Source organism: Peribacillus sp. NPDC076916, assembly GCF_050269675.1.
Taxonomy (GTDB): domain Bacteria; phylum Bacillota; class Bacilli; order Bacillales; family DSM-1321; genus Peribacillus; species Peribacillus aracenensis.
Map to the genome: position 1 here is coordinate 421,868 of NZ_JBNNIU010000003.1, position 22,479 is coordinate 444,346.

21 protein-coding genes and 1 riboswitch are annotated in these 22,479 nt (G+C 41.5%); of the genes, 12 read left to right on the forward strand and 9 right to left on the reverse strand.

Going from position 1 to position 22,479, the window contains the following annotated elements:
• Positions 1–20 precede the first annotated feature (20 nt).
• From ACQKFG_RS11590 to ACQKFG_RS11610, 5 genes are all read left to right on the forward strand, one after another.
• Entirely contained in the window at positions 21–1,130 is a 1,110-nt protein-coding gene (locus ACQKFG_RS11590) for a GerAB/ArcD/ProY family transporter (protein ID WP_427559031.1), read from the forward strand.
• Between the two features lie 427 nt (positions 1,131–1,557).
• A complete protein-coding gene (locus ACQKFG_RS11595; RefSeq protein WP_427559034.1) occupies positions 1,558–4,767 on the forward strand; it encodes an SNF2 helicase associated domain-containing protein in 3,210 nt (1,069 codons plus the stop codon).
• Between the two features lie 454 nt (positions 4,768–5,221).
• Complete coding sequence (locus ACQKFG_RS11600) at positions 5,222–5,704, forward strand: DUF2975 domain-containing protein (RefSeq protein ID WP_427559037.1); 483 nt, start codon at positions 5,222–5,224, stop codon at positions 5,702–5,704.
• Positions 5,705–5,714: 10 nt separating this feature from the next.
• Complete coding sequence (locus tag ACQKFG_RS11605; protein WP_063232556.1) at positions 5,715–5,936, forward strand: helix-turn-helix domain-containing protein; 222 nt, start codon at positions 5,715–5,717, stop codon at positions 5,934–5,936.
• A gap of 72 nt (positions 5,937–6,008) precedes the next feature.
• Positions 6,009–6,800: a DUF817 domain-containing protein gene (locus ACQKFG_RS11610; RefSeq protein WP_427559040.1), complete on the forward strand. Its 792-nt coding sequence runs from the start codon at positions 6,009–6,011 to the stop codon at positions 6,798–6,800.
• A gap of 162 nt (positions 6,801–6,962) precedes the next feature.
• On the opposite strand, the gene ACQKFG_RS11615 is transcribed toward ACQKFG_RS11610, so the two are convergent.
• The 3 genes from ACQKFG_RS11615 to ACQKFG_RS11625 all read right to left on the reverse strand — a co-directional run bounded on the left by ACQKFG_RS11615 (position 6,963) and on the right by ACQKFG_RS11625 (position 8,906).
• Complete coding sequence (locus tag ACQKFG_RS11615) at positions 6,963–7,277, reverse strand: DMT family transporter (protein ID WP_192206196.1); 315 nt, start codon at positions 7,275–7,277, stop codon at positions 6,963–6,965.
• Entirely contained in the window at positions 7,277–7,618 is a 342-nt protein-coding gene (locus tag ACQKFG_RS11620; RefSeq protein ID WP_063232562.1) for a DMT family transporter, read from the reverse strand. The genes ACQKFG_RS11615 and ACQKFG_RS11620 overlap by 1 nt, the downstream gene beginning before the upstream one ends.
• Positions 7,619–7,690: 72 nt before the next feature.
• Positions 7,691–7,790, reverse strand: a riboswitch (guanidine-I (ykkC/yxkD leader).
• Between the two features lie 144 nt (positions 7,791–7,934).
• A complete protein-coding gene (locus tag ACQKFG_RS11625; protein WP_427559044.1) occupies positions 7,935–8,906 on the reverse strand; it encodes a DMT family transporter in 972 nt (323 codons plus the stop codon).
• A gap of 501 nt (positions 8,907–9,407) precedes the next feature.
• On the opposite strand from ACQKFG_RS11625, the gene ACQKFG_RS11630 reads away from it, so the two are divergent.
• On the forward strand, positions 9,408–9,692 hold the full coding sequence (locus ACQKFG_RS11630; protein WP_053536026.1) for an AbrB/MazE/SpoVT family DNA-binding domain-containing protein: 285 nt from the start codon (positions 9,408–9,410) through the stop codon (positions 9,690–9,692).
• 60 nt (positions 9,693–9,752) lie between these two features.
• On the opposite strand, the gene ACQKFG_RS11635 is transcribed toward ACQKFG_RS11630, so the two are convergent.
• From ACQKFG_RS11635 to ACQKFG_RS11650, 4 genes are all read right to left on the reverse strand, one after another.
• Positions 9,753–10,190 carry a GNAT family N-acetyltransferase gene (locus ACQKFG_RS11635; protein ID WP_427559047.1) on the reverse strand — a complete coding sequence of 146 codons (438 nt, stop codon included), beginning with the start codon at positions 10,188–10,190 and terminating at the stop codon, positions 9,753–9,755.
• Positions 10,191–10,436: 246 nt separating this feature from the next.
• A complete protein-coding gene (locus ACQKFG_RS11640; protein WP_349727748.1) occupies positions 10,437–11,582 on the reverse strand; it encodes a Ger(x)C family spore germination protein in 1,146 nt (381 codons plus the stop codon).
• A gap of 4 nt (positions 11,583–11,586) precedes the next feature.
• Complete coding sequence (locus tag ACQKFG_RS11645; RefSeq protein WP_349727749.1) at positions 11,587–13,071, reverse strand: spore germination protein; 1,485 nt, start codon at positions 13,069–13,071, stop codon at positions 11,587–11,589.
• Positions 13,046–14,242 (reverse strand): endospore germination permease, encoded by a 1,197-nt coding sequence (locus tag ACQKFG_RS11650; RefSeq protein ID WP_427559051.1) that lies wholly within the window; start codon positions 14,240–14,242, stop codon positions 13,046–13,048. The genes ACQKFG_RS11645 and ACQKFG_RS11650 overlap by 26 nt, the downstream gene beginning before the upstream one ends.
• A 152-nt stretch (positions 14,243–14,394) precedes the next feature.
• On the opposite strand from ACQKFG_RS11650, the gene ACQKFG_RS11655 reads away from it, so the two are divergent.
• The 3 genes from ACQKFG_RS11655 to ACQKFG_RS11665 are packed head-to-tail and all read left to right on the forward strand — an operon-like array spanning position 14,395 to position 15,956.
• A complete protein-coding gene (locus ACQKFG_RS11655; RefSeq protein ID WP_353872344.1) occupies positions 14,395–14,913 on the forward strand; it encodes a YfiT family bacillithiol transferase in 519 nt (172 codons plus the stop codon).
• Positions 14,914–14,946: 33 nt separating this feature from the next.
• Positions 14,947–15,456 carry a GNAT family N-acetyltransferase gene (locus ACQKFG_RS11660; protein WP_427559055.1) on the forward strand — a complete coding sequence of 170 codons (510 nt, stop codon included), beginning with the start codon at positions 14,947–14,949 and terminating at the stop codon, positions 15,454–15,456.
• Positions 15,457–15,470: 14 nt separating this feature from the next.
• Positions 15,471–15,956: an SRPBCC family protein gene (locus ACQKFG_RS11665; protein WP_349727753.1), complete on the forward strand. Its 486-nt coding sequence runs from the start codon at positions 15,471–15,473 to the stop codon at positions 15,954–15,956.
• Positions 15,957–16,743: 787 nt separating this feature from the next.
• Here ACQKFG_RS11665 and ACQKFG_RS11670 read toward each other — a convergent pair.
• Complete coding sequence (locus ACQKFG_RS11670; protein WP_192206190.1) at positions 16,744–17,139, reverse strand: winged helix-turn-helix transcriptional regulator; 396 nt, start codon at positions 17,137–17,139, stop codon at positions 16,744–16,746.
• A gap of 136 nt (positions 17,140–17,275) precedes the next feature.
• Between ACQKFG_RS11670 and ACQKFG_RS11675 the strand changes: the two genes are divergently transcribed.
• Together ACQKFG_RS11675 and ACQKFG_RS11680 are read left to right on the forward strand one after the other, a co-directional pair.
• Positions 17,276–17,794 (forward strand): DJ-1/PfpI family protein, encoded by a 519-nt coding sequence (locus tag ACQKFG_RS11675; protein ID WP_342614341.1) that lies wholly within the window; start codon positions 17,276–17,278, stop codon positions 17,792–17,794.
• A 333-nt stretch (positions 17,795–18,127) separates the two neighbouring features.
• Complete coding sequence (locus tag ACQKFG_RS11680; RefSeq protein WP_427559060.1) at positions 18,128–20,209, forward strand: methyl-accepting chemotaxis protein; 2,082 nt, start codon at positions 18,128–18,130, stop codon at positions 20,207–20,209.
• 391 nt (positions 20,210–20,600) lie between these two features.
• Here the strand turns inward: ACQKFG_RS11680 and ACQKFG_RS11685 are convergent, their stop codons facing one another.
• Entirely contained in the window at positions 20,601–20,882 is a 282-nt protein-coding gene (locus tag ACQKFG_RS11685; protein ID WP_228467622.1) for an iron-sulfur cluster biosynthesis family protein, read from the reverse strand.
• Between the two features lie 390 nt (positions 20,883–21,272).
• On the opposite strand from ACQKFG_RS11685, the gene ACQKFG_RS11690 reads away from it, so the two are divergent.
• Positions 21,273–22,475: an NlpC/P60 family protein gene (locus ACQKFG_RS11690; protein WP_427559063.1), complete on the forward strand. Its 1,203-nt coding sequence runs from the start codon at positions 21,273–21,275 to the stop codon at positions 22,473–22,475.
• Positions 22,476–22,479 lie beyond the last annotated feature (4 nt).

A 22,479-nucleotide genomic window follows, 5' to 3' on the forward strand; every position in this document is an offset into this window, starting at 1 on the left:
GGAAAGGAAGTGGCATCCTCTTGGAAAAGGCAAAAATCAGCGCTTACCAGCTGTTCGTCCTTATTTTCCTGTTTGAACTGGGCAGTGCACTTTTGGTTCCGCTTGCAGGTGAAGCCAAGCAGGCTGCTTGGCTAGTGATCCTTATTGCGATGATAGGCGGATTTTTATTATTTTTCGTTTATTATGGCCTTTTTCAATACTACCCTGAGCAGCTGTTAACAGAGTTTGTAAAACATATATTGGGAAATTTTCTAGGCAGGATCGTAGCTTTTCTATACATCCTTTATTTGATCTATCTTGCTGCAAGGTGTCTGAGGGATTTCGGAGATACACTGCTTACTTTTGCCTATCCTCATATTCCGTTATTTTTTGCGAACGCTGTATTCATTTCAGTCGTGGTGTATACGGTCCGTAAAGGGATAGAAGTATTGGCGAGGACGGGGGAACTATTCTTTGTCTTGGAGAATTTACTTTTAATGACCTTCATATTTCTGATTATTGCTTCAGGCATGATCCATTTAAACAACTTAAAACCCATTTTTGAAATCAGCGGGACAGAGATGATGAAAATGGGTTTGACTAAAACCGTATTCTTTCCATTTGGCGAGGTCATTGTCTTTTTAATGATCTTTCCTTATATGAAAGAACCTCAGCGACTGAAAAAAATCGGGATAGGAAGCTTGGCGGCAAGCGGTATTTTTCTCGCGATAATAATGGCTGTGAATATTGCTGTACTTGGTGTGGACCTTACAACACGTTCACAATACCCTCTTCTTACCCTCATTCAGTCCATAGAGGTCGCTGGCTTTCTTGAACGTCTCGATGTGTACTTCTTGTTTTTGTTGATGATTGGCGGGTTCATCAAGGTAAGTGTATTAACTTATGTAGCGGTAACGGGTACGGCGAATGTTTTCAATGTTAAACAGCCCTCCAGACTTGCATACCCTGTTGGCATGGTCATTTTATTGATTTCGATTATTATGGCAAGCAGCTATACGGAACATATCTATGAAGGGCTAGATGTCGTACCAAATTACATCCATCTGCCATTTCAGGTGATCATCCCGTTGCTTCTCTTGATCATTGCCTTTTTTAAGAATCGAAAAAAAGGAAGACAAGCACCAAAATAAGTTCCTAAAAGGTGGAATTGATGAGAAATGAAACTCTTTGGTATTACAGTTTTGATCCTAGCCCCTTTAGTGATCATAACCTTAGGTATGGATATATTAATGGGATTTGATTTGGATAATTCAATGAAGCATGCCTTTAACCCATTTTTGGTAAAGGACCCTGCAGAATTTATCCTTTTTCTCATTCTTCTTGTATTCCTTTTGTTCAGCTTCTTTTATCGAAAAAAAAAGAAAGGCAACACGAAAGGACAACAATGACTGCAAATTCCCGGTGCTGAAATAGAGATGAACTCTGAATGTGGGAGTTTGTCTTTTTGCTTTTTTACAACCTCGTAAACCCATTTCATAGTATGATGATAAAATGAGCTTATTTTTCAGCGGAATGTAAAATCACTAAAACAAAAAACCTCGGAAGGAGGGCGGCAATTTGGATATCAAATTGAATCAAAAAATCATAAAAGACATGTGCGGGGCCGTCTCCTTCAAAAGAGGGGAAGCTTTTCATCGTGCCAATAAAGTGACATTTGAAAGTTATCTGCCTGATGGTTGTGAAGCAACGGTTAAAGGAAAGGAAAACTTCCATGTCACGATTGAAGTGGATGCTGTCGGGGGCCTCCGGACGAAATGCAGCTGTCCTACGCTAGCTTCCTTCCAAAGGGATTGCCAGCATATTGCAGCCGTCCTGCTGTCGGTTTACGACCATCAGCGAGATGGGACGATTCCTGAGGGCCTAAATGCAGACAGCTCTGATGCTTCAGCCAATAAGAAGTTGTCAGAAGGCTTGCTGACCCTTTTCAATAATCAGCCTGTACGCAAAAGCGGTCATCAGCGCCACTTTGAAAAAAGAAAGATGCTTGAAGCGGAATTTACATGTAAACCGGTATGGATGGGAACGGATCAATATATGTTAGGACTGGAAATGAAAATCGGTTCTTTCAATGTGGCGAATGTCCGGGATTTCCTGAAGCGAGTTAAAGAAGGAAAGCCTGCCCAAGTGTCCCTTTCATTTATATATGACCCGGTGCTGCATTGTTTTCAGAATGAAAATGATTCTGTGCTTCAGGAGCTCATTACAGTGTTATCGGATGAAAAAGTCTATGTTGACGCCCTGACGGATAAATCTGAATACACATTGGACAATCACTTATTACTTTTGCCTCCATCTTCTTTTCGAAGGCTTGTCCCCATCCTTGAAGTGGCTCCATCGGTGAAGCTTGCCTATGGCGGCCTTACATTCAATGGCTTTCGTGTATCAAGCGGACCGCTTCCTTTACAGTTTGACTTTACCGAAAGCGAGGCCAAAGGTTATCAACTGATTATTAAAAGGCTGCACGAGATGATCGTCATGAATGCATACACATTGGTTCTATTTGAAGGGAAATTGGTTCAGCTCGAAAATGAGGATTTCCAACGCCTTTTAGAGTTAAAGCAAATGATGGAGGATTCGGGGATGAATCAAATTCCAATCCATCATGACCAGCTGGAATTATTCATGGACAAAGTGGTACCAGGTTTGAAAAGACTCGGTAAAGTCCATGTAGCAAGATCCATCACTGAATTGTTCTTGAAGATACCGCTGGTTGCGAAGCTATACTTGGATCGTGTGAAAAACAGGCTGCTTGCGGGACTGGAATTCCAATATGGGAATATCGTGATCAACCCTTTGGAAAAACAGGAATCCAAGGTGATAAGGGATGTAGAGAAGGAGGCGGAGATACTAAAGCTGATGGAGGATAGCCAGTTTGCCAAGACGGACGGCGGCTATTTCTTGCATAACGAAGAGTTGGAGTATGAGTTTTTGTACCACATCGTTCCGAAACTCCAGAAGCTGGTGCAAATCTATGCCACGACCGCTGTAAGAAACCGAATTTCCCGTGGGAATGCTGCACCGCGCATTACGGTGAAAATTAAAAAGGAACGTACTAATTGGCTCGAATTCAAATTTGAAATGGATGATATCCCAGATAAACAAATACGTGAGGTATTAGCAGCGCTTGAAGAAAAAAGGAAATACTATCGTTTAAGGAATGGGTCGCTGCTTTCCCTTGAAACAAGGGAATACGAGGAAATCAATCGGTTTCTTCATGCACTGCCCGTACAGGAGGAAGACTGGGAAAGCAGGCTGAACATGCCAATCGTAAAAGGGCTGCAGCTCCTTGATTCCGTTAATGACAGCCAGACATTCACAATGGAAGAATCCTTCCGGAAGTTTTTGGATAACATCAGGAATCCGGGCGCCTTGGAGTTCGAGGTGCCAAATAGTCTGGACCCGATTTTGCGCGAGTATCAAAAAAACGGCTACAAATGGATGAAAATACTTGCCCAATACGGTTTTGGCGGGATTCTTGCTGATGATATGGGTTTGGGAAAAACATTGCAAAGCATCACGTTCATTTTATCCGAGCTTCCTGACATCCGTAAGAACAGGGTTCCGGCGCTTATTGTCTGCCCATCATCATTGACCTACAATTGGCTGAGTGAATTCACAAAATTCGCTCCTGATATCCAAGCCGTCGTCGTGGATGGCGACAAGACGGAAAGGACGAAGCAGCTGAAGGAAGTGGGTGACGTGGATGTAGTGATCACCTCTTATCCATTGCTCCGGAAAGACATCGCGTCGTTTGAAAAAGAGGACTTCCATACAGTGTTCTTTGATGAAGCACAGGCCTTTAAGAACCCAGTGACACAAACGGCACGAGCGGCCAAGAAGATAAAGGCGGCACATCGCTTCGCATTGACTGGTACGCCCATCGAGAATTCACTAGAAGAGCTCTGGTCGCTTTTCCACGTCGTATTCCCTGAACTATTCATGGGATTAAAGGAGTACAGCAACCTCTCAAGGAAGCAGATATCCCGCAGGATCCGCCCATTTTTACTGCGGAGAATGAAAGAGGACGTACTTGCGGAACTACCGGAAAAAATCGAGTCCCTGGAATCGATGGAACTGCTCCCTGATCAGAAGAAACTGTACGGCGCCTATTTGGCGAAGCTGCGGCATGATACGCTGAAACACCTGGACAAGGACACCCTCAGGAAAAATCGGATCAGGATCCTCGCAGGCTTGACCCGGCTTCGGCAAATATGCTGTCACCCCGCCTTGTTTGTGGACGGATATAAAGGCAGTTCAGCAAAATATGAGCAACTGATGCAAATTGTCGAGGAATCGAAGCATTCTGGAAGACGGGTGCTGATTTTCTCGCAATTTACAAAAATGCTTCAAATTATCGGCAGGGATCTGGCCATGAAAGGACAACCCTTTTTCTACCTGGATGGGCAAACTCCATCAAAGGAACGTGTGGAAATCTGCAATCGGTTTAATGCGGGAGAACGGGATATATTCCTCATTTCATTGAAAGCGGGCGGTACGGGTCTCAATCTGACGGGTGCCGATACAGTCATTCTATATGACCTTTGGTGGAATCCGGCAGTTGAAGAACAAGCTGCGGACCGTGCCCATCGAATGGGGCAGAAGAATGAGGTTCAGGTCATCAAACTTATTGCCCGCGGCACAATCGAAGAAAAAATGAATGAACTTCAAGAGAAAAAGAGACACCTAATTGAAGAAATCATCGACCCTGGGGACAAGTCGCCGCCTGCCCTTACAGAAGAGGATATCAGGGAAATCCTGATGATATAAGGAGGGGAATGCGGTTACGCAGCTTATTAACAGACAGGAACAATTTATGAATTGAATAGTCTAGTCATGAGCATTTCTTTATATTGAGGAATGCTTTTTTTCTTTGGCTCTTTTCGTAAAGATTGTTGTTTTTAAAACAAAACGATTTAAGGTTGATTGGAGCGCAAGTGCGAGACTCCTGCGGGAGCAGCGGGACAGGTGAGACCCCACAGGCGTTTACGCCGAGGAGGCTCACCGCCCGCCCCGCGGAAAGCGAGCATCTGGAAGGGGAAATCAACCACACCGCTTTACTTGGTAAATAGCAACAACGTATGCTAAAACAGCCTTTTCTTTTTTAAAAAGAAAAGGATATTTAGGTAACAATAATAATATAATATAAAACAACAATATTTTATTGTAAATCGATAAATCATATGATAAATTAAATGGACAATAAATAAGTGGGGTGCTTTTTATGAAACTAGGGACAACACTCTTTTTAAAGATAGCTGTCTTTCTTATTGGACTGCCTGTTCTTGCTTTGTGCATCTTTTTTGTGCCTGAGATAGCGAACTTTGCAGCAGAATTATATCCGGATATGACTTATTTGAAATATCTCGTTTTAATCGATTTGTATGCATCGGTGATACCATTTTACTTTGCTCTATACCAAGCCTTTAAACTTTTAAGTTATATTGACAAGAACAAAGCTTTCTCGGAATTATCTGTAAGAGCTTTAAAGACAATAAAAAATTGTGCAATCACAATCAGTGGCTTGTATGTGGTAGGCATGCCGCTCTTTTATCTCATAGCGGAAATGGATGACGCCCCAGGTATCATATTGATCGGAATGGTCGTTATTTTTGCTTCAATGGTGATTGCAGTCTTTGCTGCTGTCCTTCAAAGGCTTTTACAAGAAGCCATCGATATAAAATCAGAAAATGACTTAATAGTCTGAGGTGAATAACTTGGCGATTATAATCAATATTGATGTGATGCTGGCTAAAAGGAAAATGAGTGTTACAGAACTTTCCGAGAGGGTTGGAATAACGATGGCCAATCTTTCCATATTGAAAAACGGTAAGGCAAAAGCGATTCGATTAACAACTTTAGAGGCGATTTGTAAGGCTTTAGAATGTCAACCCGGAGATATATTAGAATACCGAAATGATGAAGACACCCAAGATTGAAAAAGTGGAAGAACAAGAAAGACTTCAGCAAAGGGGAGTCACTTAACCATTAAAAAAATGGAGGCACCAATCATGAGAGCACTGAAACAACTCGTTCGTTTTGGTTGGGAGCAGGTTTTATCATGCTTGTTCCCTGCCGTTATTTTTGCCTCTTTGGCTATTACAAAATTCATACCGCTTCCCTTCCTGCCGCGGTATGACTGGCTGCTCATCATCTGCCTTCTGATGCAGTGGTGGATGGTGCGTTCCGGGCTTGAAACAAAGGATGAGCTGAAGGTCATCACACTGTTCCACCTTATTGGACTTGCTCTTGAACTTTTCAAGGTACATATGGGCTCCTGGACTTATCCAGAGGAAGGCTATTTCAAAATTTTTGGAGTGCCGCTGTATAGCGGATTCATGTACGCAAGTGTAGCGAGTTATCTTTGCCAGGCGTGGAGGAGGTTAAAGGTTGAACTGGTCAAGTGGCCACCGTTTTTGGCCGTTGTATCTCTTGCTGCTGCGATTTATTTGAATTTTTTCACCCACCATTATTGGATTGATATTCGTTGGTGGTTATCTGGACTTGTCATCATCGTCTTTTGGCGATCATGGGTCACATACGAGGTTGGCGGAACTCATTATCGTATGCCAATCGCACTTTCATTCGTTCTCATCGGATTTTTTATATGGATAGCCGAAAATATCGCAACGTTCTTTGGAGCTTGGGAATATCCAAACCAAACCGATGCATGGAGTCTCGTTCATCTAGGAAAGGTAAGTTCATGGCTCTTATTAGTGATTGTTAGCTTTCTTATAGTAGCGACGCTAAAACAGGTTAAGGGGAAAGATTCCACTAAGATGGATGCAAGTCAATTTTTATAAAAAGAAATTCGGCCTTCGCATGAAAAACAAATTAGGTGAAAAGACGGCACATAATGAACATATATGTGCCGTCTCTGATTTTCTAAATCTTTTATAAAGAATTGCGGTGTCCTATTCCTTTTTTTCTTCTGAATTTCCACGAAAAACGACCAGCACTCATTGCTATGAAACAAGTTTTAATCCCACTGCTGCGCCAAGGACCATGGCTATAAAAATGACCCTTCGCCAATCTTTGGATTCCCCGTAGAGGAGCATCCCGATTATCGCTCCGCCCGATGCGCCGATCCCTGTCCAGATAGCATAGGCCGTCCCCATCGGCAAGGTTTTCATGGCAAAAGCAAGAAATAGGAAACTTGCTCCGAATCCGATGAATAACAGCAGCAAGGATTGCCAATTACGGTCTTTGTGCAATTTATTTATCATCGCAACCCCAAACATTTCAAATAGCCCCGCTAAGATTAAAGAGACCCAAGCCATTAAGATTCATCCCCTTTCTCAGCCTTATCATCAGTCACCAATTTCAAGCCGATCACTCCTGATAATAAGAGGAGGATCAATAGCGTTTTGCTCAGCTTGAAGGATTCCCCAAAGAAAATGATTTCGGAAAAAACGGTCCCGGCCGTCCCCATACCGACAAAAACGGCATATACCGTTCCGACAGGAAGCTTCCTGCCAGCCATTATCATCAAATAAAAACTGATGATGATCGAAATGACCGTTCCAGACCAAGTCCAAAAGTCATCTGCATGTTTTAAGCCAATCACCCAAAATACTTCAAAAAAAGCTGCAATGAATACTTTAATCCAGTTTGTGCTCATGAAATACCGCACCTCCGATATTATTCTTTACCAAAAAAACAAAAAAAGCCCAAGAGATAACCGTTAAACAGTTTCTCCCAGGCTTTTATCCTTCCGTGGCACAGCATGCTGTGAGTTTTCTCTCGGACCAGACCAGCAATAGACGCACTGCGGAACCCTAGAAAACCTTTGACATATGCAATTACCTTTCATTATACATACTTCTTGAACTTACACAAGATAAAAGTTTAATGAAAAAAATGGATGGTGAGCTTTTTGCCGCAATAAAAAATTGAAAAAGCCCCGATAAGATTCGGGGCTCTTTTTGACTTGCTATTTAGGCACTCACTATCCGTTTCCGTGATGCACCTACTTTTTTATGTGATACATAGCTATGCAGGATCATTCCTATGATGACGATAAAGATGCCGAACCACGATAACAGAGAAGGAATCGGTAAAGATAGGAATAGTAATTCGCCAGCCAGTGCAAAAAGGACCTCCATCGATTGTGTAGCTTCAACGGAAGCTAATTTCTGCATATTTCCGCTTACCAAATCGGTCGCCTTGAAAAAAAGGACCGTGGCGATGACTCCAGAAAATAGTGCCACCAATAGGGATTGGAAACTTTGCATCTTCGTCGGCGCCCCTACTGTAAAGAAACCGTACAATGAAAGCAGAAACCAGAATGGCAGACTAGCCAAAGTCATTCCCAATACCCGCTGATATGCATCCAGACGTCCTTCGGATACTTCCATCATTTTGCGATTTCCCAAAGGGTATGCAAACGAGGCGATGACGATCGGAATCACTCCCAGCCAAAGATTGGCCATTGAAATGTGCTTGGTATGTTCCAGCTGCATCAGGATGATTCCAAGCAGGATGATCATGGACATGAGGAGGCCTTTCACAGATACCTTTCCTCTTTGCCTTTCGAGCCCATCTTTCGTTTGGACATTCTCGAAAAACAGCGGCGCAAGTAATGCACCCGAAATGATCGTGATTTGCCAAGTGCCGGCAATTAGCCATCCTGGTGAGTAGGCGGATGCAAAGCATAAAGGAGCATAAAATAACCCAAAACCGACAAAACTCCATAGCAGCCAAGGACCCGGCTTTTCTCTCATCACTCGTAAAAGGGGAAGCAGATTTTTTCTGCTTAACACGATACATAACAGAAAAGGCACCATAAAGATATAACGCAGCGAAGCACTCCATATCCAACTTCCGCCAGATAACTCCATTGCCTGATTTAAAACAAACGTAAATGCAAAAAAGAAAGCGGAACAAATACCTAATATAATCGGACGCAAGTGACTCACCTCAATCTGTTTTATGAGTCAGTAAGACTCTGGAAGCATGGCAATCGTTTCGTCTTTCTAAACGACTTTCAAGAAATATCCACTGTGTCAAAAGTGGAATGAATTTTCGGAATATTATAAGCGATCAAGTTAAATTGTCCTTCAAAAGCAATAGAAAATCAACAGGATTCTTTGAAGCTAGTGAAATTCCTTCTCCATGATTCGACATGGAACGAAAGAAATGGCTTTTGGAGTTAAATGAAGACGTTTCTATTTTAATATTTAAATTAACAAAATGTACCATTGAGACAAGCGAGAAACATTGTTATGTAGCGGATTATGAAGGGATTACTAATATTTTATATAAAAATCATATAGAGGCAGATAATATATGAAGATACGAGAATTGACGAATATGGTAGGGAGTGGTATCTTTATAAAAGTGCAAATAATGTCGAATGGTGACGAAATATTAAATGCAACATTCGCAAAAAAGTTAGTGGGGTAAATTAAATGAAATCTACAGGTATTGTACGTAAAGTTGACGAATTAGGACGGGTAGTCATTCCAATTGAACTGCGCCGAACATTAGGAATTAATGAGAAAGACGCTCTGGAGATTTATGTAGAACAAGAGCGCATCATCCTTCAAAAATATAAACCAAACATGACTTGCCAAGTTACAGGTGAGGTTTCCGATGACAATATGAAACTTGCTGATGGTAAATTAATACTTAGCCCTGAAGGTGCCGAACTTCTAATTAAAGAAATTCAAGCCAGCATGGAAACTGCTAAATAATTAATATACTAGATATATAGCATCCAAGTGTAGGGAAGGTTTTCCCTACACTTTTTTATATTAAATGGTGAAATAATAAAAATGGTTCGTTTCACGGACGAAACCAATTTTTTCATAAAGTCTTTGTGCGTTTACATTATCCTTGCCTGTCTCCAGTGAAACCCCTTTGGCACCTGCTTCGCGTGCAAACATGATGGCCGCGTTCAACAACTCCTCGCCAAAACCCTTTTTGCGGGCGGACTCCTTCACGAATAAATCATTCAAAACCCATGACCGCATCATACTCACAGATGAAAAAGAAGGATATAATTGTACAAAACCAATAGGATTTCCTTCATCATAGGCCAAAAAAACCACAGACTCCCCATTTGTCAGCCTTTCCCTTAAAAACTCCCTTGCACGACGAGGATCGGATGCTTGCTCATAAAACACTCTGTATAAATCAAAAAGTTCGGTCAGTGATTCCAGCTCATGTAATGTAGCCTTCTGTATGCTCATAAATGGACCTCCAATTGTTAGAATACTCTAAATTTATCATTTAATCATGCTTCCCGACAAATTCAAAGCCACATTTTCCGGCGCCAAAAATCAGGATGGAGCCCAAAAAGGCACCATCCTGATTTTATTTCATCATGAAGCGGGCAATAAACCAAAGTTGGGCAGTAAACTCATGGATGATAGCTCGTGAGTTTGGAGCAAATACTCGTGAAAAAGGGCCATTAAAATCACAAACTTATTCCTTCATTATTCGAGTGGTTTAGCTTCTAAACCGCCTGTATTAAGGATGTGAACCTTAACGTTTATATCATGTAGTGAATCCTTATCTAAGTAATCCTTCGGCTCAATTATATGATTCTTTTGCCAGTATTTTGTCTCTTTGATATAAAGGATTTTGCCTAAGCTTAAAGGGTCTGCGTTCTTTTGAATCCCTTTCATGAATGTGGATTGGATTTCTTTTTTTATTTGGCTTTCGAATTTTCGTTTTATTTTATCGATATCCATTTGGGTATCAAGCCCCAGAATTTTACCAGATACGTCCACGTCAATATCGAATTTGTACTTTCCATCCTTGAGAACGGGCTTTACTTGATAATGCGGATGGGAGAAAGATGCATAGATGTCTTGCTTATTCATGTTAATGTTTACGGGAGTTTTGTTGGTCCTTTTAGTGAGCCAGCGTATGCCGCTCAGTTCCTTTTCAGAGAACCAGGGCTGGGATACTTTATAATAAATGGAAAATGCACCATCCATATAGATGCTTTTTCTTTTTTTATCTTTTTCTTTCCATACTGTATCGTTCCAGGAAATGGAGGGCAGGATGGTCGTTGATGCTTTTTCCCGCTGATTGGAATAATACTTTTGGACCGTAATGGGCTCGATGTACGATCGATTACGATAGGCATCTTCCGGTAGATATAAGGTCGTGTATAAAGGTGATAAATTAAAATAACCGTTAATGGAGAAAAGCTCATCTATGGAACTTTTTGTGGCAAAGATATTGGCTGAGTACCTAAGTAATTGATTTCTGTATATAAAATCCACTATTTCCGTACTTTGCTGCTTCAATACATTTTCACTGATGACAAATGTGGAAACATGCCCGATATAGAGGGACTGTTGAGTATTCTGCATTAGTTTATTAACAGCGATTGAGATGGAACGCCCTTTTTCTTTCCCTATATATACGGGCGGAGCTTGAGTGGGCTTTGCCTCTGTTTTAGCTACCGCAGCGAAGTCCACAAGTTGCGTATATACAATGTATTCCCCATCTTTGAAATCTATCCCGATGGCCGTTATATAGTGGAAGTCCTGGATCGTTTTTTCATCCCAGCAGCCAGAAAGTAAAAGGAATAGAGGGATGGTCAATAATATTTTGCAGATGCGGAACATGACTCTACTGCCCCTTTCTGGTTTTATCATTAGCGGCCAAGGATCGTTTGCTCAGGGAATTCCATGGCCTCATTATGAATGAATCCAGTAGTTTAGGGAATATTGGCGGGTTCATTCCGCCAATATATGAAATCCCGAATGAATCAAGCCTGGATAGTAAAGTGACAATGGTAAGGAAACCGATTATCGTACCGTAGATTCCATAAATACAGCTTAGTAACAGCACAAACATACGCAGAATCGTTACGGCCCCTGTTAAAGACTGGTTTACAAGAGTATAAGATGCGACAGAGGTTACGGCAGTAACCACAAGCATGGTTTGTGAGGTCAGTCCTGCCCTTATCGCGGCATCACCGACAATGAGGCCGCCTACAACAGCAACTGTCTGTCCAACCGCTTTAGGTAACCTGACTCCGGATTCCCGAAATAATTCAAATAAAAGGAGCATGAGAATGAATTCCATGGTGGCGGATAAGGGAAGTCCAAGCCTTGAAAGGGTGATGGTGGCCAATAACGGGAATGGCACCTGTTCAATGTTGAAGGCGGAAATGGATATCCAAAACCCGGGCAATAATACGGTAATGCCAAGCCCCATTAAGCGAAGAAGTCGCTCAAGGCTTACAAATAGATAAGGAAGATTCGAATCTTCTGCTGTTTTTATTTGTAATAATAATGTAGAAGGAGCCACGATTATTGTGGGCATTCCGTCCACGATTAGAATGAATCTTCCTTGGTTGAGTGCTTCCACTGCAAAGTCGGGGCGACTTGTATAATGAGTGAGTGGAAAGATACTAAATTTACCGTTTGTGATCAATTCCTCCAATTGTTGGCTGCTCACCAATATATCAATATCCAGGGAGTTTATCTTGGACCTCACATTTTTGACCAGTTCTTTATCAATGATGTCATCCATGTACATTAGTGCGACTTTCGTTTGACTGCGCCTGCCGACAATAAAGTCTTCATAGGCAAGCGATTTTGTTTTTAGCCGCTTTCTGATTAAAGCGGTATTCATGGATAAATCCTCGACAAATCCATCTCTTGGTCCTCTTACAGAGACCTCGAAGGAAGACTCCTCAGGCTGCCTGTTCGGAACATTGGACAAATTTATTGAAAATAACTTTTGGGTTGATGGAATGAATAATAAGGCATTCCCGGAGAAAATCAGCTGCTGGACGCTATTGAATTCACTATCAATCGTTACTTTAGTCAAATCTATCAATGGTTTTAGCTTGTTGATTGCCTCTTCTTCATCGATTCTCTCATCCAATTCCATCATTTTGTTTAATTTTTCCAAAATACCCTCATTCAGTAAACTGATATCGGCCATACCCGCGCAATAAAATATAAGGACAGGAATGGGTCTTTCGGTTTCTCCGATATATATCGTGTCAAACATGATATCCGAGCTTGAACTGAATAACTCCCGAAATGTCCCCTCCTTTAATTCAGGCAGGGTTGCTTCATTTTTGGATCGTTTCATTCTCATGTCGTTTCCCCTCCTTAGATCTAATGAACGTGCCGATAAACAAAAAGGCGGACAAAAGTAACAGGAAATAAAAAGCGCCAGGATAATAAAAAGTTTGGGTCACATGCAAAAACTCGAAATTACTGAATGGTACGATGGAGATGATGACCATGAGAAAACCGACAGCGAAAAGAATTCCGACCTTCATTTTTTCCGTTTTCCTATTTAAGATTTCCGTTATTAAGAATAATCCCAGTGAAACACGGATATAGGCACCAGCAAGCCATTGATAAATGGAAAAGAAATCTGTATGTTCAATATATTTTCCAATAGTCAGCAACCGCCACTGTTCATAGGCAGGGTACCTCATGGCTTCGGCTAAGGTCGGTCCGAATTCGGCAATTGCAGCTGTTAATGGGCCCATAAGTAGAAACAATAAACCGAGGCATATGAAAACTAATACTTTCCAACTAATCTTATCCGTAAGCTTTTCTTGGAAAAAAATGATTAAAATCAGTTCGGCAAGACCATAACCAGAATACTGCAAGGACTTAACACCATGAAAATAGCCATTCTCGAAAAGGGGAAGGAGGTGGCTATAGTCTTTTGTCGGTATATTTCCGGTCGCAACGAAAATGCCAAGAATGACGACAATGGGCAATAATACAGAAGAGCAAATGGCGATGGAGCGCATACCTGAATGGGCAAGAAAGATGCATAGCAGTGTAAACGGAATGATAATCGCTAAACTTGGGGTTTCAAAAAGGAAGCTTGTCGTGATCCAATCAATCGTTTCCTTGGTGGTGGCCAATACAAGACTGATCAGATAAATCGCGATAAAGAATAAAACGATATTTTTAATAGGATTACCAAATCTATTTTCAAGCCAATTTGTCAGGGATTGATTATTCATATTCTTGATTATCCTCGATAATATGTAGACCCAAACCGGTATCAATCCAATAGTCAGGATAGAAAAAAACCAAGAATCCCTTCCGCCGGTGGATAGTAGGAAAGGGATCAACATAACGTGATTAAGAAGGCCGATTGATAAAAAGAAGATGCTAAGAGTTTGTATCGAACTGATTTTCTTCAAGATGATCCTATCCCCATTTCCTTTGTTTAAAGTTTGGGATGATGCAAATGCCATTCTTTTGTTATGGTTGCTAAATGTGGAAATAGTATACGTCATAATGATTGGATTAATATTCCTGAGGAATTAATGAAAGAGTGTGCAGGCTTGCAAAACAAAGAATGGCCGGTAAAAAGGATTTGTCTCAATAAATAAAGAATATAGAATATATACTGGATGCTGTTTTTATTGAACATCAAGGGGGAAGGAAGATGGATTTAAGATACCCGGTTGGAACGTTTCAGTTTGACGGGGAAATTACTAGTGATGTGGCCGAGGGGTGGATCAACGAGATTGAAGCTTTGCCTCGGATGCTGCGGGAAGCGGTATGTAACATGGATGACGAAAGGCTTGATACGGCTTATCGGTCTGGAGGATGGACGGTCCGGCAGGTGGTGCATCATATTGCCGATAGCCATATGAATGCGTATATTCGCTTCAAATGGGCCCTTACGGAAGAACGTCCGGTCATTAAACCGTACGAAGAGGCGCAATGGGCAGTGCTGCCTGATTATGATTTGCCGATTGAAGTCTCTCTATCACTAATCGAAAGTGTACATATCCGGATGTGCAAACTTTTATCCGGTCTCCATGCAGACGATATGGGCCGAACATTCATCCATCCTGATTCAGGAGAGGTGACGGTCGGTGAAAATATAGGCATTTATGCATGGCACGGACGCCATCATCTGGCTCATATTACTTCTTTATCAAAGCGCCAGGGATGGTGAATATGATAGTACACCTGAAAGGTTGTGATTACTGTGAATGCTGAGTTGAAAATCGAACAATTAACATCACTCCGCGCCCACATTAATGAACTTTCGGTTCTTTTGATGCAGGTGGTGGAAGATGGCGCGTCCATTGGTTTTTTACCACCCATGAAACGGTCTGAGGCCATTGATTACTGGGATGGAGCCTTAAATCCTGATGTGATTCTGTTTGTCGCTAAAATACAGGGTGAGATTGTCGGGAGCGTACAGTTACATGTATGTTCAAAGCAAAACGGCAGCCATCGTGCGGAAATCGCAAAATTAATGACACATACTGGTTATAGGCGAAATGGAATAGGACGTTCACTCATGCTGGAGGCTGAGAAGAAGGCCAAGCAGGAGGGACGGACATTATTGGTCCTGGATACAAGGGAGGGAGATCCTTCTAACGCCCTGTATACTTCATTGGGATATATTCAGGCAGGCAGGATCCCTGATTATGCGAAATCTGCAAATGGTGAATACGATCCAACCATTTTTTATTATAAAAAAACGAATTGAATGGGGGGAATTATATGCAAGCTGTAATCGAAAAACAGGGTAATGGGATTATTGCAAGATTCGACCGCCTGCTCAATCATTCGGTCGAAAAGGTATGGAGTGCTTTGACGGAGAATGATAAGGTGGAAAGGTGGATGTCCAACCTGGAAATGAAGGACCTTCGAAAAGGCGGGACCATCAAATTCAATTTCAATGATGGGTCAGGGGAATCTTTTGATATGAAAATTAGGGATTTTCGGGAATCTGCCGTTTTAGATTTTGATTGGGGTGACGGCTGGGTTCGTTTCGAGGTATCCCCTGAAAAGGATGGATGCTCATTGGTATTGAAAGAATCCATCACGCCGGTTAATGATCATACATCAAAGGATTTGGCAGGCTGGCATGTTTGCCTCGAAATGTTGAGTGATTTACTGGATGGTCATCATCAGGACTTCCCGATGGACGAATGGGAAAAATGGCATAAGGAATATACGGCCGCCGTCGAACGACTTGATGGATGAATGGAATGCAGGTGAATAAATAAAACCGAAGTGATGTTATGACTGTAATTTTTTAGAAAAGGGTTTTGCCATCCAGTTGACTTTAAAATAGAAGAATGATCAAGGGGAAATACATTACCTATCCAAGGAGGTCATTTGGATGCGTGAGGGTTGATTCTCCATTATGACCAAACCTAAACACAGGCAGATAGCCTGTGTTTTTTTAGGGCATTAAGAAAAAAATATTGAAATAGAATAACGTGTTTGAGAGATGAAATCATTAATCAAGTAAAGGACAATTGGAAAAAGAATATCACACTTTTTCTAGGCAGTCAGACCATATTAGATTATCCTTAAAGTTTTTTTACTGAAACCCTCAATGGATGGAAGAAATTTGCGACACTCCTGCCGAATAACTGGCTAGCCGAGACCCCACAGACACTTGCGTCGAGGAGGCTTGGCAGACAGTCGGCGGAAAGGGAGCTAATTTCTGAAATCAACTGGGGATCGAATTGTCTACAAACTAGGCCTGCATATTCGGTCTAAAGATGTAAGGGGGAGTCGTGTTCCATCAAATCTAAAAACAAGGCTCTTTTTGTTAAGATTGTTGTGTTGTTTTTAAAACGAGACTATTTAAGGTTGATTGGAGTGGAAGTGCGAGACTCCTGCGGGAGCAGCGGGACAGGTGAGACCCCACAGGCGTTTACGCCGAGGAGGCTCACCGCCCGCCCCGCGGAAAGCGAGTGCCCTTTGTTCCAATCAACGTTTAAATTGTCCAACTGACTTTGTTTTTCGGGACACGAATGCATTATTTTTTCGTATCATTTTCACTGACATGCATTTCTTGTTTAATTTCATTCATTCTGTTTTTCCCCCACTCATACATCATTTCAACGATTGGCAGTAAGGTCATTCCAAGGTCAGTCATGGAATATTCGACTTTGGGAGGGATCTCGGGATATACCTCCCGATGGACGACTCCGTCTTCCATAAGTTCACGTAATTGATTCGTTAAGATTTTATGGGATATTTTTGGGAAAAGCCTTTGAAGATCACTGAATCGGTGTGGGCCTTCAACACCTAAATGCCATAGAATGACGATTTTCCATTTACCGCTGAATATGGATAAAGTAAGCTCTTTTTCGCAATTATAATAGCCGTTTAAGATCTTTTCTTTGATTTCATCTCTTAATGTTTCTGACATGGACAACAACTCCTTTTTAATTTTGCCAGTAACCTTTAGGTAACCTCCGCACATAAAAGTGCATTCTTCACATCGTCGATTACCAACGTTACAATTTGAGTAGTCATCAGACAATTCAATGCAGGAGGCAATATATATGAGTAAAAAAGCATTACTAATTATACCACCAGAACGTTTTAATGAAGATGAATTATTTCAGCCGAAAGAAGTTTTGGAAAATGCAGGAGTGGCAGTAACGATAGCCAGTACGAAAACAGGTGAAATAAATGGGGACGATCAAGGCAAGGCGGTAGCTGAGGTAATCTTTTCTGATGTTTCGGCCAGTGATTATGATGCAGTTGCAGTAATTGGGGGATCAGGTACGAACGATCATCTATGGGGCAACCAAGAATTGCAAAGCTTTTTGAAACAGGCGCATGAGCAAAAAGTTCTTGTAACGGGAATTTGTGCAGGTTCTGTTACTGTAGCGAAAACGGGCTTACTTTCTGGCCGCAAAGCTGCTTGTTACCCAGTTGATGTTCAAATTGACGAATTGAAAGCCAATTCCGTTGAATATGCAAAACAGCATGTCGTTGCGCATGATGATATCATCACAGGTGATGGTCCGGATGGTGCAAAAGAATTCGGAGAAAGCTTAGCCGCAGCGTTACGCTAACTCTATTATAACCCTTATGAAACCCTTGGATTCTATTCAATCCAAGGGTTTTTTAATTTTTTTTGTACATATCCAGTGACAGGAATAGTGGGTTTTTAGGCAGATTAAGGCGAAAGGATTATTTTTGAATAAAAAATTATGTATTTAGACCTATCTTTTTTATCCTTGATTGGCAATTGACAAGGGTTGATTAGGTATATAGTATGTTAATGTGGAAAAATAAAGTAAGTGGTCGTAAATAAGGAAGGATCCATTTTGAGCATAGATTGAATCTTTGTTTTCACACAGGTAAGCAAGCGCATTTGCAGGTCAAATAAAAGGGGGAAATTATTAATGGGAAGATCATCGATTGATAAGAAAGAAAAGGTAAAGAGAAGGATATCGCTCCGGATAAAATGGTTATTATTTATATGCACCTCCGTTTTTCTCGCTATAGTCGTATCCGTTTCGATAATGGGGGTGAAAGTGACCTCCATTTTTAAAGAAGATAGTATATCCATAAACAAAAGCTCGGCACAAAATGCGGCGTCACAAATCAATTTAAGCATGGCTACATATGAAAATTCGCTAGAGCAATTATCACAGCTGGTTTCGAATCAGATCAAGAATGGTGATTCAATCAAGGATATCCAAAAAACGATAGAGGCATTTCAAAAGAATAATGAAGATCTGATTTCCGTTTATTATATGGATGGAAAGGATGGATCCTTGTATGCATCGCCCAAAATGGATTTCAATCAGGATGCAAGGGAAACTAAGACCTATACGCAGCTGACCGAAAGACCAGAAACGAAATGGATGGATGTGTATAAGGATGGAGTTTCAGGGATGATCATGACTTCCGTTGTCACGCCCGTTTTATCGGACGGAAAAATGGCAGGGGCCCTTGGTTATGATATCGACCTTACGACAATCGGGAAAATGAGGTCAACCATTGAAAAAGATTCTACTAGCAATCTGGTGATCTTGGATTCACAAGGTTTTATCGTGAGTTCATTCATGAAGGGTATGGACGGGAAGAATATGAATCCTGAAAAAAGCGGCATGGAAGAAGGGGTGGAGGATTTCATTGCGGATACTGACCGATTCAATTCAGAGTTCAAGTGGGTGGCCGACATGTATAATGGGGGCGTCAAGGCGAATCAAGCCTTGACATTGGATGGTGAAGATTATACAGGTGAATTGAGTACGGTCCCTGAAGTGAACTGGAAGGTGCTGGCGCTCACTCCAGACAGAATACTGCAATCAAAGCTTGATGACATTAATAGAATCATCGTGATTTCAGGTATTTTAGGTCTTTTACTAGGGATGGTATGTGCTCTTTATCTAGCAGGAAAGTTAACGAAAATCATGGCCGACTTCCAAAGAATCATAGAAAAGACGGCAAGCGGGGATTTAGTGACCGAATTTGCCGTTAAATCCAATGATGAGATCGGGGACTTAAGCAAAAGCTATAACTCGATGCTGGGGAAATTAAGGGGCTTGGTTGCCAAGGTAAACGGCAATGCGGAATCGGTGACAAATGCCAATGCCGGCTTAAGCCAAATAGCTGCTGAAAATAGTGCGGCCATTACAGATGTATCACGTGCGATAGAAGAGATTGCAGCGGGTGCATCGAATCAATCTGAACAGGTGGAGCATGGTGCGAGCACGATCCAGGTACTTGGTGGAGAAATCGATGGGTTATCAAAAAAATCGAGGGAGACACAATCTGTATTGGAGCTTGCATCCGAAAATATAGAGTCAGGGAAACAACAGGTAAGTGGTTTGGAAACATCCTACCTTAAACTTGAAATGGCGTTCGCTGCAGTCACCAGCATGAGCTTAAGACTTGTGGAAAAATCAAAAACCATTTCCGATGTCACGAATGCCATTTCGAAAATATCGGAACAAACCAATTTGTTATCATTGAATGCATCGATAGAAGCTGCAAGGGCGGGTGAGTCCGGCAAAGGGTTTGCTGTTGTGGCGAATGAAGTACGGAGTTTGGCTGATGATTCAAAAGAAGCTACAAAAAACATTCAAGCCATCATTCAAAGCATTCTGTCAGATACGGAGGAATTGCTGAAAACGACCAATGAAACGAATCAAATCAGTAAGGATCAAAAAAATGCCGTAAACACGGTAAGTGAAGCCATGAAAGAGCTGGAGGATTCCGTCGTGATGATATCCAATTCGATTCGGGAAGAAACAAGATCCATTGAAAGCATCAATCAACAAAAAGAAATGGTAATTAAAGTGATAGAAGAAATCACAGCCGTATCTCAGCAAACGACGGCTTCATCAGAAGAAATTGCCTCTTCGATGGAAGAACAAGCCGCTGCATCCAATGAACTCGCTCAATATACACAGCAGCTTACCCAGTTAATAACTGATTTGGAGCACACGCTCGGGGAATTCCACATAAAGAAGTAGAGGAATGGAAAACTAAGCATTGCAAAAGGGGAGGCCGCTAAGTGGTCTCCCCTTTTTGGTTGCATTCTGTGCAGGGACTGAACACTGATTCGTTGTACGGGACTGATTCTAAGTACAAAATTACAATTTAGAAGGGCGGGTCAAGTATCCACGCTTTTTTTTTATAGGGGAATAATATATAGGAATCGGACAAGTAGTAGGGTTTTTTGTTGTCATGCCACTAACGACGATAGTGACATTGCTCCACCTAGTAATACAGCCGCATCACTCATTACTATCTCTCCATATTCGTAAAACATGGTGTCCATAAAGGGCGGAAAAACAGTGTACATGTCATAGTTTCATAGAAACGAGGGGAAGGCCATTTAAGCTTTCTCCTTATTTTCTTCTGCTAGATGATAGGTGATACCAACGGATTCGGGTTCCTGATCAAAAATCCATCGCCTTCGTAATCAATTTCCGTTTGATCTGTAAAATGGGAGTCCGATGGGGCGAGCAACATTTTTATATCATGTAAAACGAGTATTTCCTCGTGATCCTTTTTAGAGATTGCCAAGCTTAATGTATAGTTCATCTGGTTACAGCAAGGTCTGTTTATGCCAAACCTTAAATACGTTTCCCCTCCCAAACTATGCTGCATATCTTTAATTGCCTGTCGGGCTTTCTCTGTCATTCTTATCAAAAATATTCACTCCTATATCGTGATCCACTTCATAAATAAGGCAAGCCGTTATGCACGTCATGACCGGGATTCCTTTCATTTAACATTACCCATTCTGCATAAAAAAATAAAGTCCTCTAGGGATTCTTCGATTTCCCACTTATCTTGGGTGGGGTGAAATTTTACAGCGCTGATTCATTCTTAGAGTGTTTTATAGAATCCGCCTGATGATTTTTTTGTAAAGGTAGGCTAAAAGTTTCATTTTCCTTGCCGATAATATCGTTATGATAGGCAATAAGGCATATATAGTTGGGTGGATTATAGGATAGAAGATTCATATGATGGTATTTGCTTGAACAGTGTAAATTTAAAAATATTTCAGAGTATAAAGGAAGGGTTAAAATGTTTAATGGAAAATTAAGCTGCATGATACTTACATTGGTATTCATGGTTAGTTTCACTTTTTTACCTGGCTTAAAGGCCGAGGCGGCAGATCCTGTGCATACTGTAATCTCTGGTGAAACGGTAGAATCGATTGCCAGGACATATGATATATCGGCTGAGCAATTAATGAAAACGAATGGTTTACCGGATGATAAGTTATTTGAGGGCCAAAAGTTGACAATCATTCAAACGGCGTATATTCCTTCCATCTATCAATGGTCGGAGAGAGGAAAAAAAATTGCGAGATATGCGAAATCTTTTATAGGGTTTAAAAAGACAGCTGGTGAGGAGACGCCTGAAAAAGGGTTTGATTCAAGCGGGTTGATTCATTGGGTGCTTTCCCAGCAAAATGTGCCGGTTGACCGTTTGACAGTAGATGGTTTTTATAAGCAAGGGATGGATACAGCCACTCCGAAAACCGGGGATATTATATTCTTTCTGGAAAAAGACAGCTTAAAGGTCGTGACTGCGGGTATTTATGTCGGCAAAAACCAATTTGTCAATTCTGGATATGGCGCAGAAACAGTTCAGGTGAGATCCACTACAGAAGGTTACTTTGCCAAATACCAAGTGGCATACAAAACATACACGCCAAAAGGAGAGCATATCGTCCAAACGGGAGAAACGCTTAAGAGTATATCGGAGAATTACAGCATTTCCATGAATACGATCAAAAGCCGTAACGCGTTAAGAACTGATGAGTTGATGCAAGGGCAGTATCTTCAACTTTACAGCAACCCGTTATATCCGTTTTATGTAGACCAGGAAGCTGCATATGATAAAGCATATGATGTCATCAAGTATGCATACACTTTACGCGGATTCCCCTATGTTTTCGGGGGAGACGATCCAATGACCGGAATGGATTGCAGCGGCTTCATTTATTGGGTCATGAAGGAGCAGGGTCTTACAGTAAAACGGGGCTCCGCAGAGGATTACTTCTCATTGCTGCCTAAAATCGAAAATCCAAAGGCGGGGGATTTAGTATTTTTTAGCAACACAGGAACAAGGCTAGGTGTGACCCATGTAGGCATATATCTAGGTGATGGCCGTTTTCTCAATACAACGGAAAACGCAGGCGTTCATATCTCCAACCTTTCGTCAGGTTATTTTGCACAGAAATTCGAAAGCTTCGGTCAAGTTGCAAGCCTGATGGACTAAGAAA

What these genes read in the sequence shown, in the direction of transcription:
- ACQKFG_RS11600 (WP_427559037.1), top strand. Translation starts at nt 5,222, where the DNA reads ATGAAACTAGGGACAACACTCTTTTTAAAGATAGCTGTCTTTCTTATT.
- ACQKFG_RS11610 (WP_427559040.1), top strand. Translation starts at nt 6,009, where the DNA reads ATGAGAGCACTGAAACAACTCGTTCGTTTTGGTTGGGAGCAGGTTTTA.
- ACQKFG_RS11615 (WP_192206196.1), bottom strand. Translation starts at nt 7,277, where the DNA reads ATGGCTTGGGTCTCTTTAATCTTAGCGGGGCTATTTGAAATGTTTGGG.
- ACQKFG_RS11620 (WP_063232562.1), bottom strand. Translation starts at nt 7,618, where the DNA reads ATGAGCACAAACTGGATTAAAGTATTCATTGCAGCTTTTTTTGAAGTA.
- ACQKFG_RS11630 (WP_053536026.1), top strand. Translation starts at nt 9,408, where the DNA reads ATGAAATCTACAGGTATTGTACGTAAAGTTGACGAATTAGGACGGGTA.
- ACQKFG_RS11635 (WP_427559047.1), bottom strand. Translation starts at nt 10,190, where the DNA reads ATGAGCATACAGAAGGCTACATTACATGAGCTGGAATCACTGACCGAA.
- ACQKFG_RS11640 (WP_349727748.1), bottom strand. Translation starts at nt 11,582, where the DNA reads ATGTTCCGCATCTGCAAAATATTATTGACCATCCCTCTATTCCTTTTA.
- ACQKFG_RS11645 (WP_349727749.1), bottom strand. Translation starts at nt 13,071, where the DNA reads ATGAGAATGAAACGATCCAAAAATGAAGCAACCCTGCCTGAATTAAAG.
- ACQKFG_RS11650 (WP_427559051.1), bottom strand. Translation starts at nt 14,242, where the DNA reads ATGACGTATACTATTTCCACATTTAGCAACCATAACAAAAGAATGGCA.
- ACQKFG_RS11655 (WP_353872344.1), top strand. Translation starts at nt 14,395, where the DNA reads ATGGATTTAAGATACCCGGTTGGAACGTTTCAGTTTGACGGGGAAATT.
- ACQKFG_RS11665 (WP_349727753.1), top strand. Translation starts at nt 15,471, where the DNA reads ATGCAAGCTGTAATCGAAAAACAGGGTAATGGGATTATTGCAAGATTC.
- ACQKFG_RS11670 (WP_192206190.1), bottom strand. Translation starts at nt 17,139, where the DNA reads ATGTCAGAAACATTAAGAGATGAAATCAAAGAAAAGATCTTAAACGGC.
- ACQKFG_RS11675 (WP_342614341.1), top strand. Translation starts at nt 17,276, where the DNA reads ATGAGTAAAAAAGCATTACTAATTATACCACCAGAACGTTTTAATGAA.
- ACQKFG_RS11680 (WP_427559060.1), top strand. Translation starts at nt 18,128, where the DNA reads ATGGGAAGATCATCGATTGATAAGAAAGAAAAGGTAAAGAGAAGGATA.
- ACQKFG_RS11685 (WP_228467622.1), bottom strand. Translation starts at nt 20,882, where the DNA reads ATGACAGAGAAAGCCCGACAGGCAATTAAAGATATGCAGCATAGTTTG.
- ACQKFG_RS11690 (WP_427559063.1), top strand. Translation starts at nt 21,273, where the DNA reads ATGTTTAATGGAAAATTAAGCTGCATGATACTTACATTGGTATTCATG.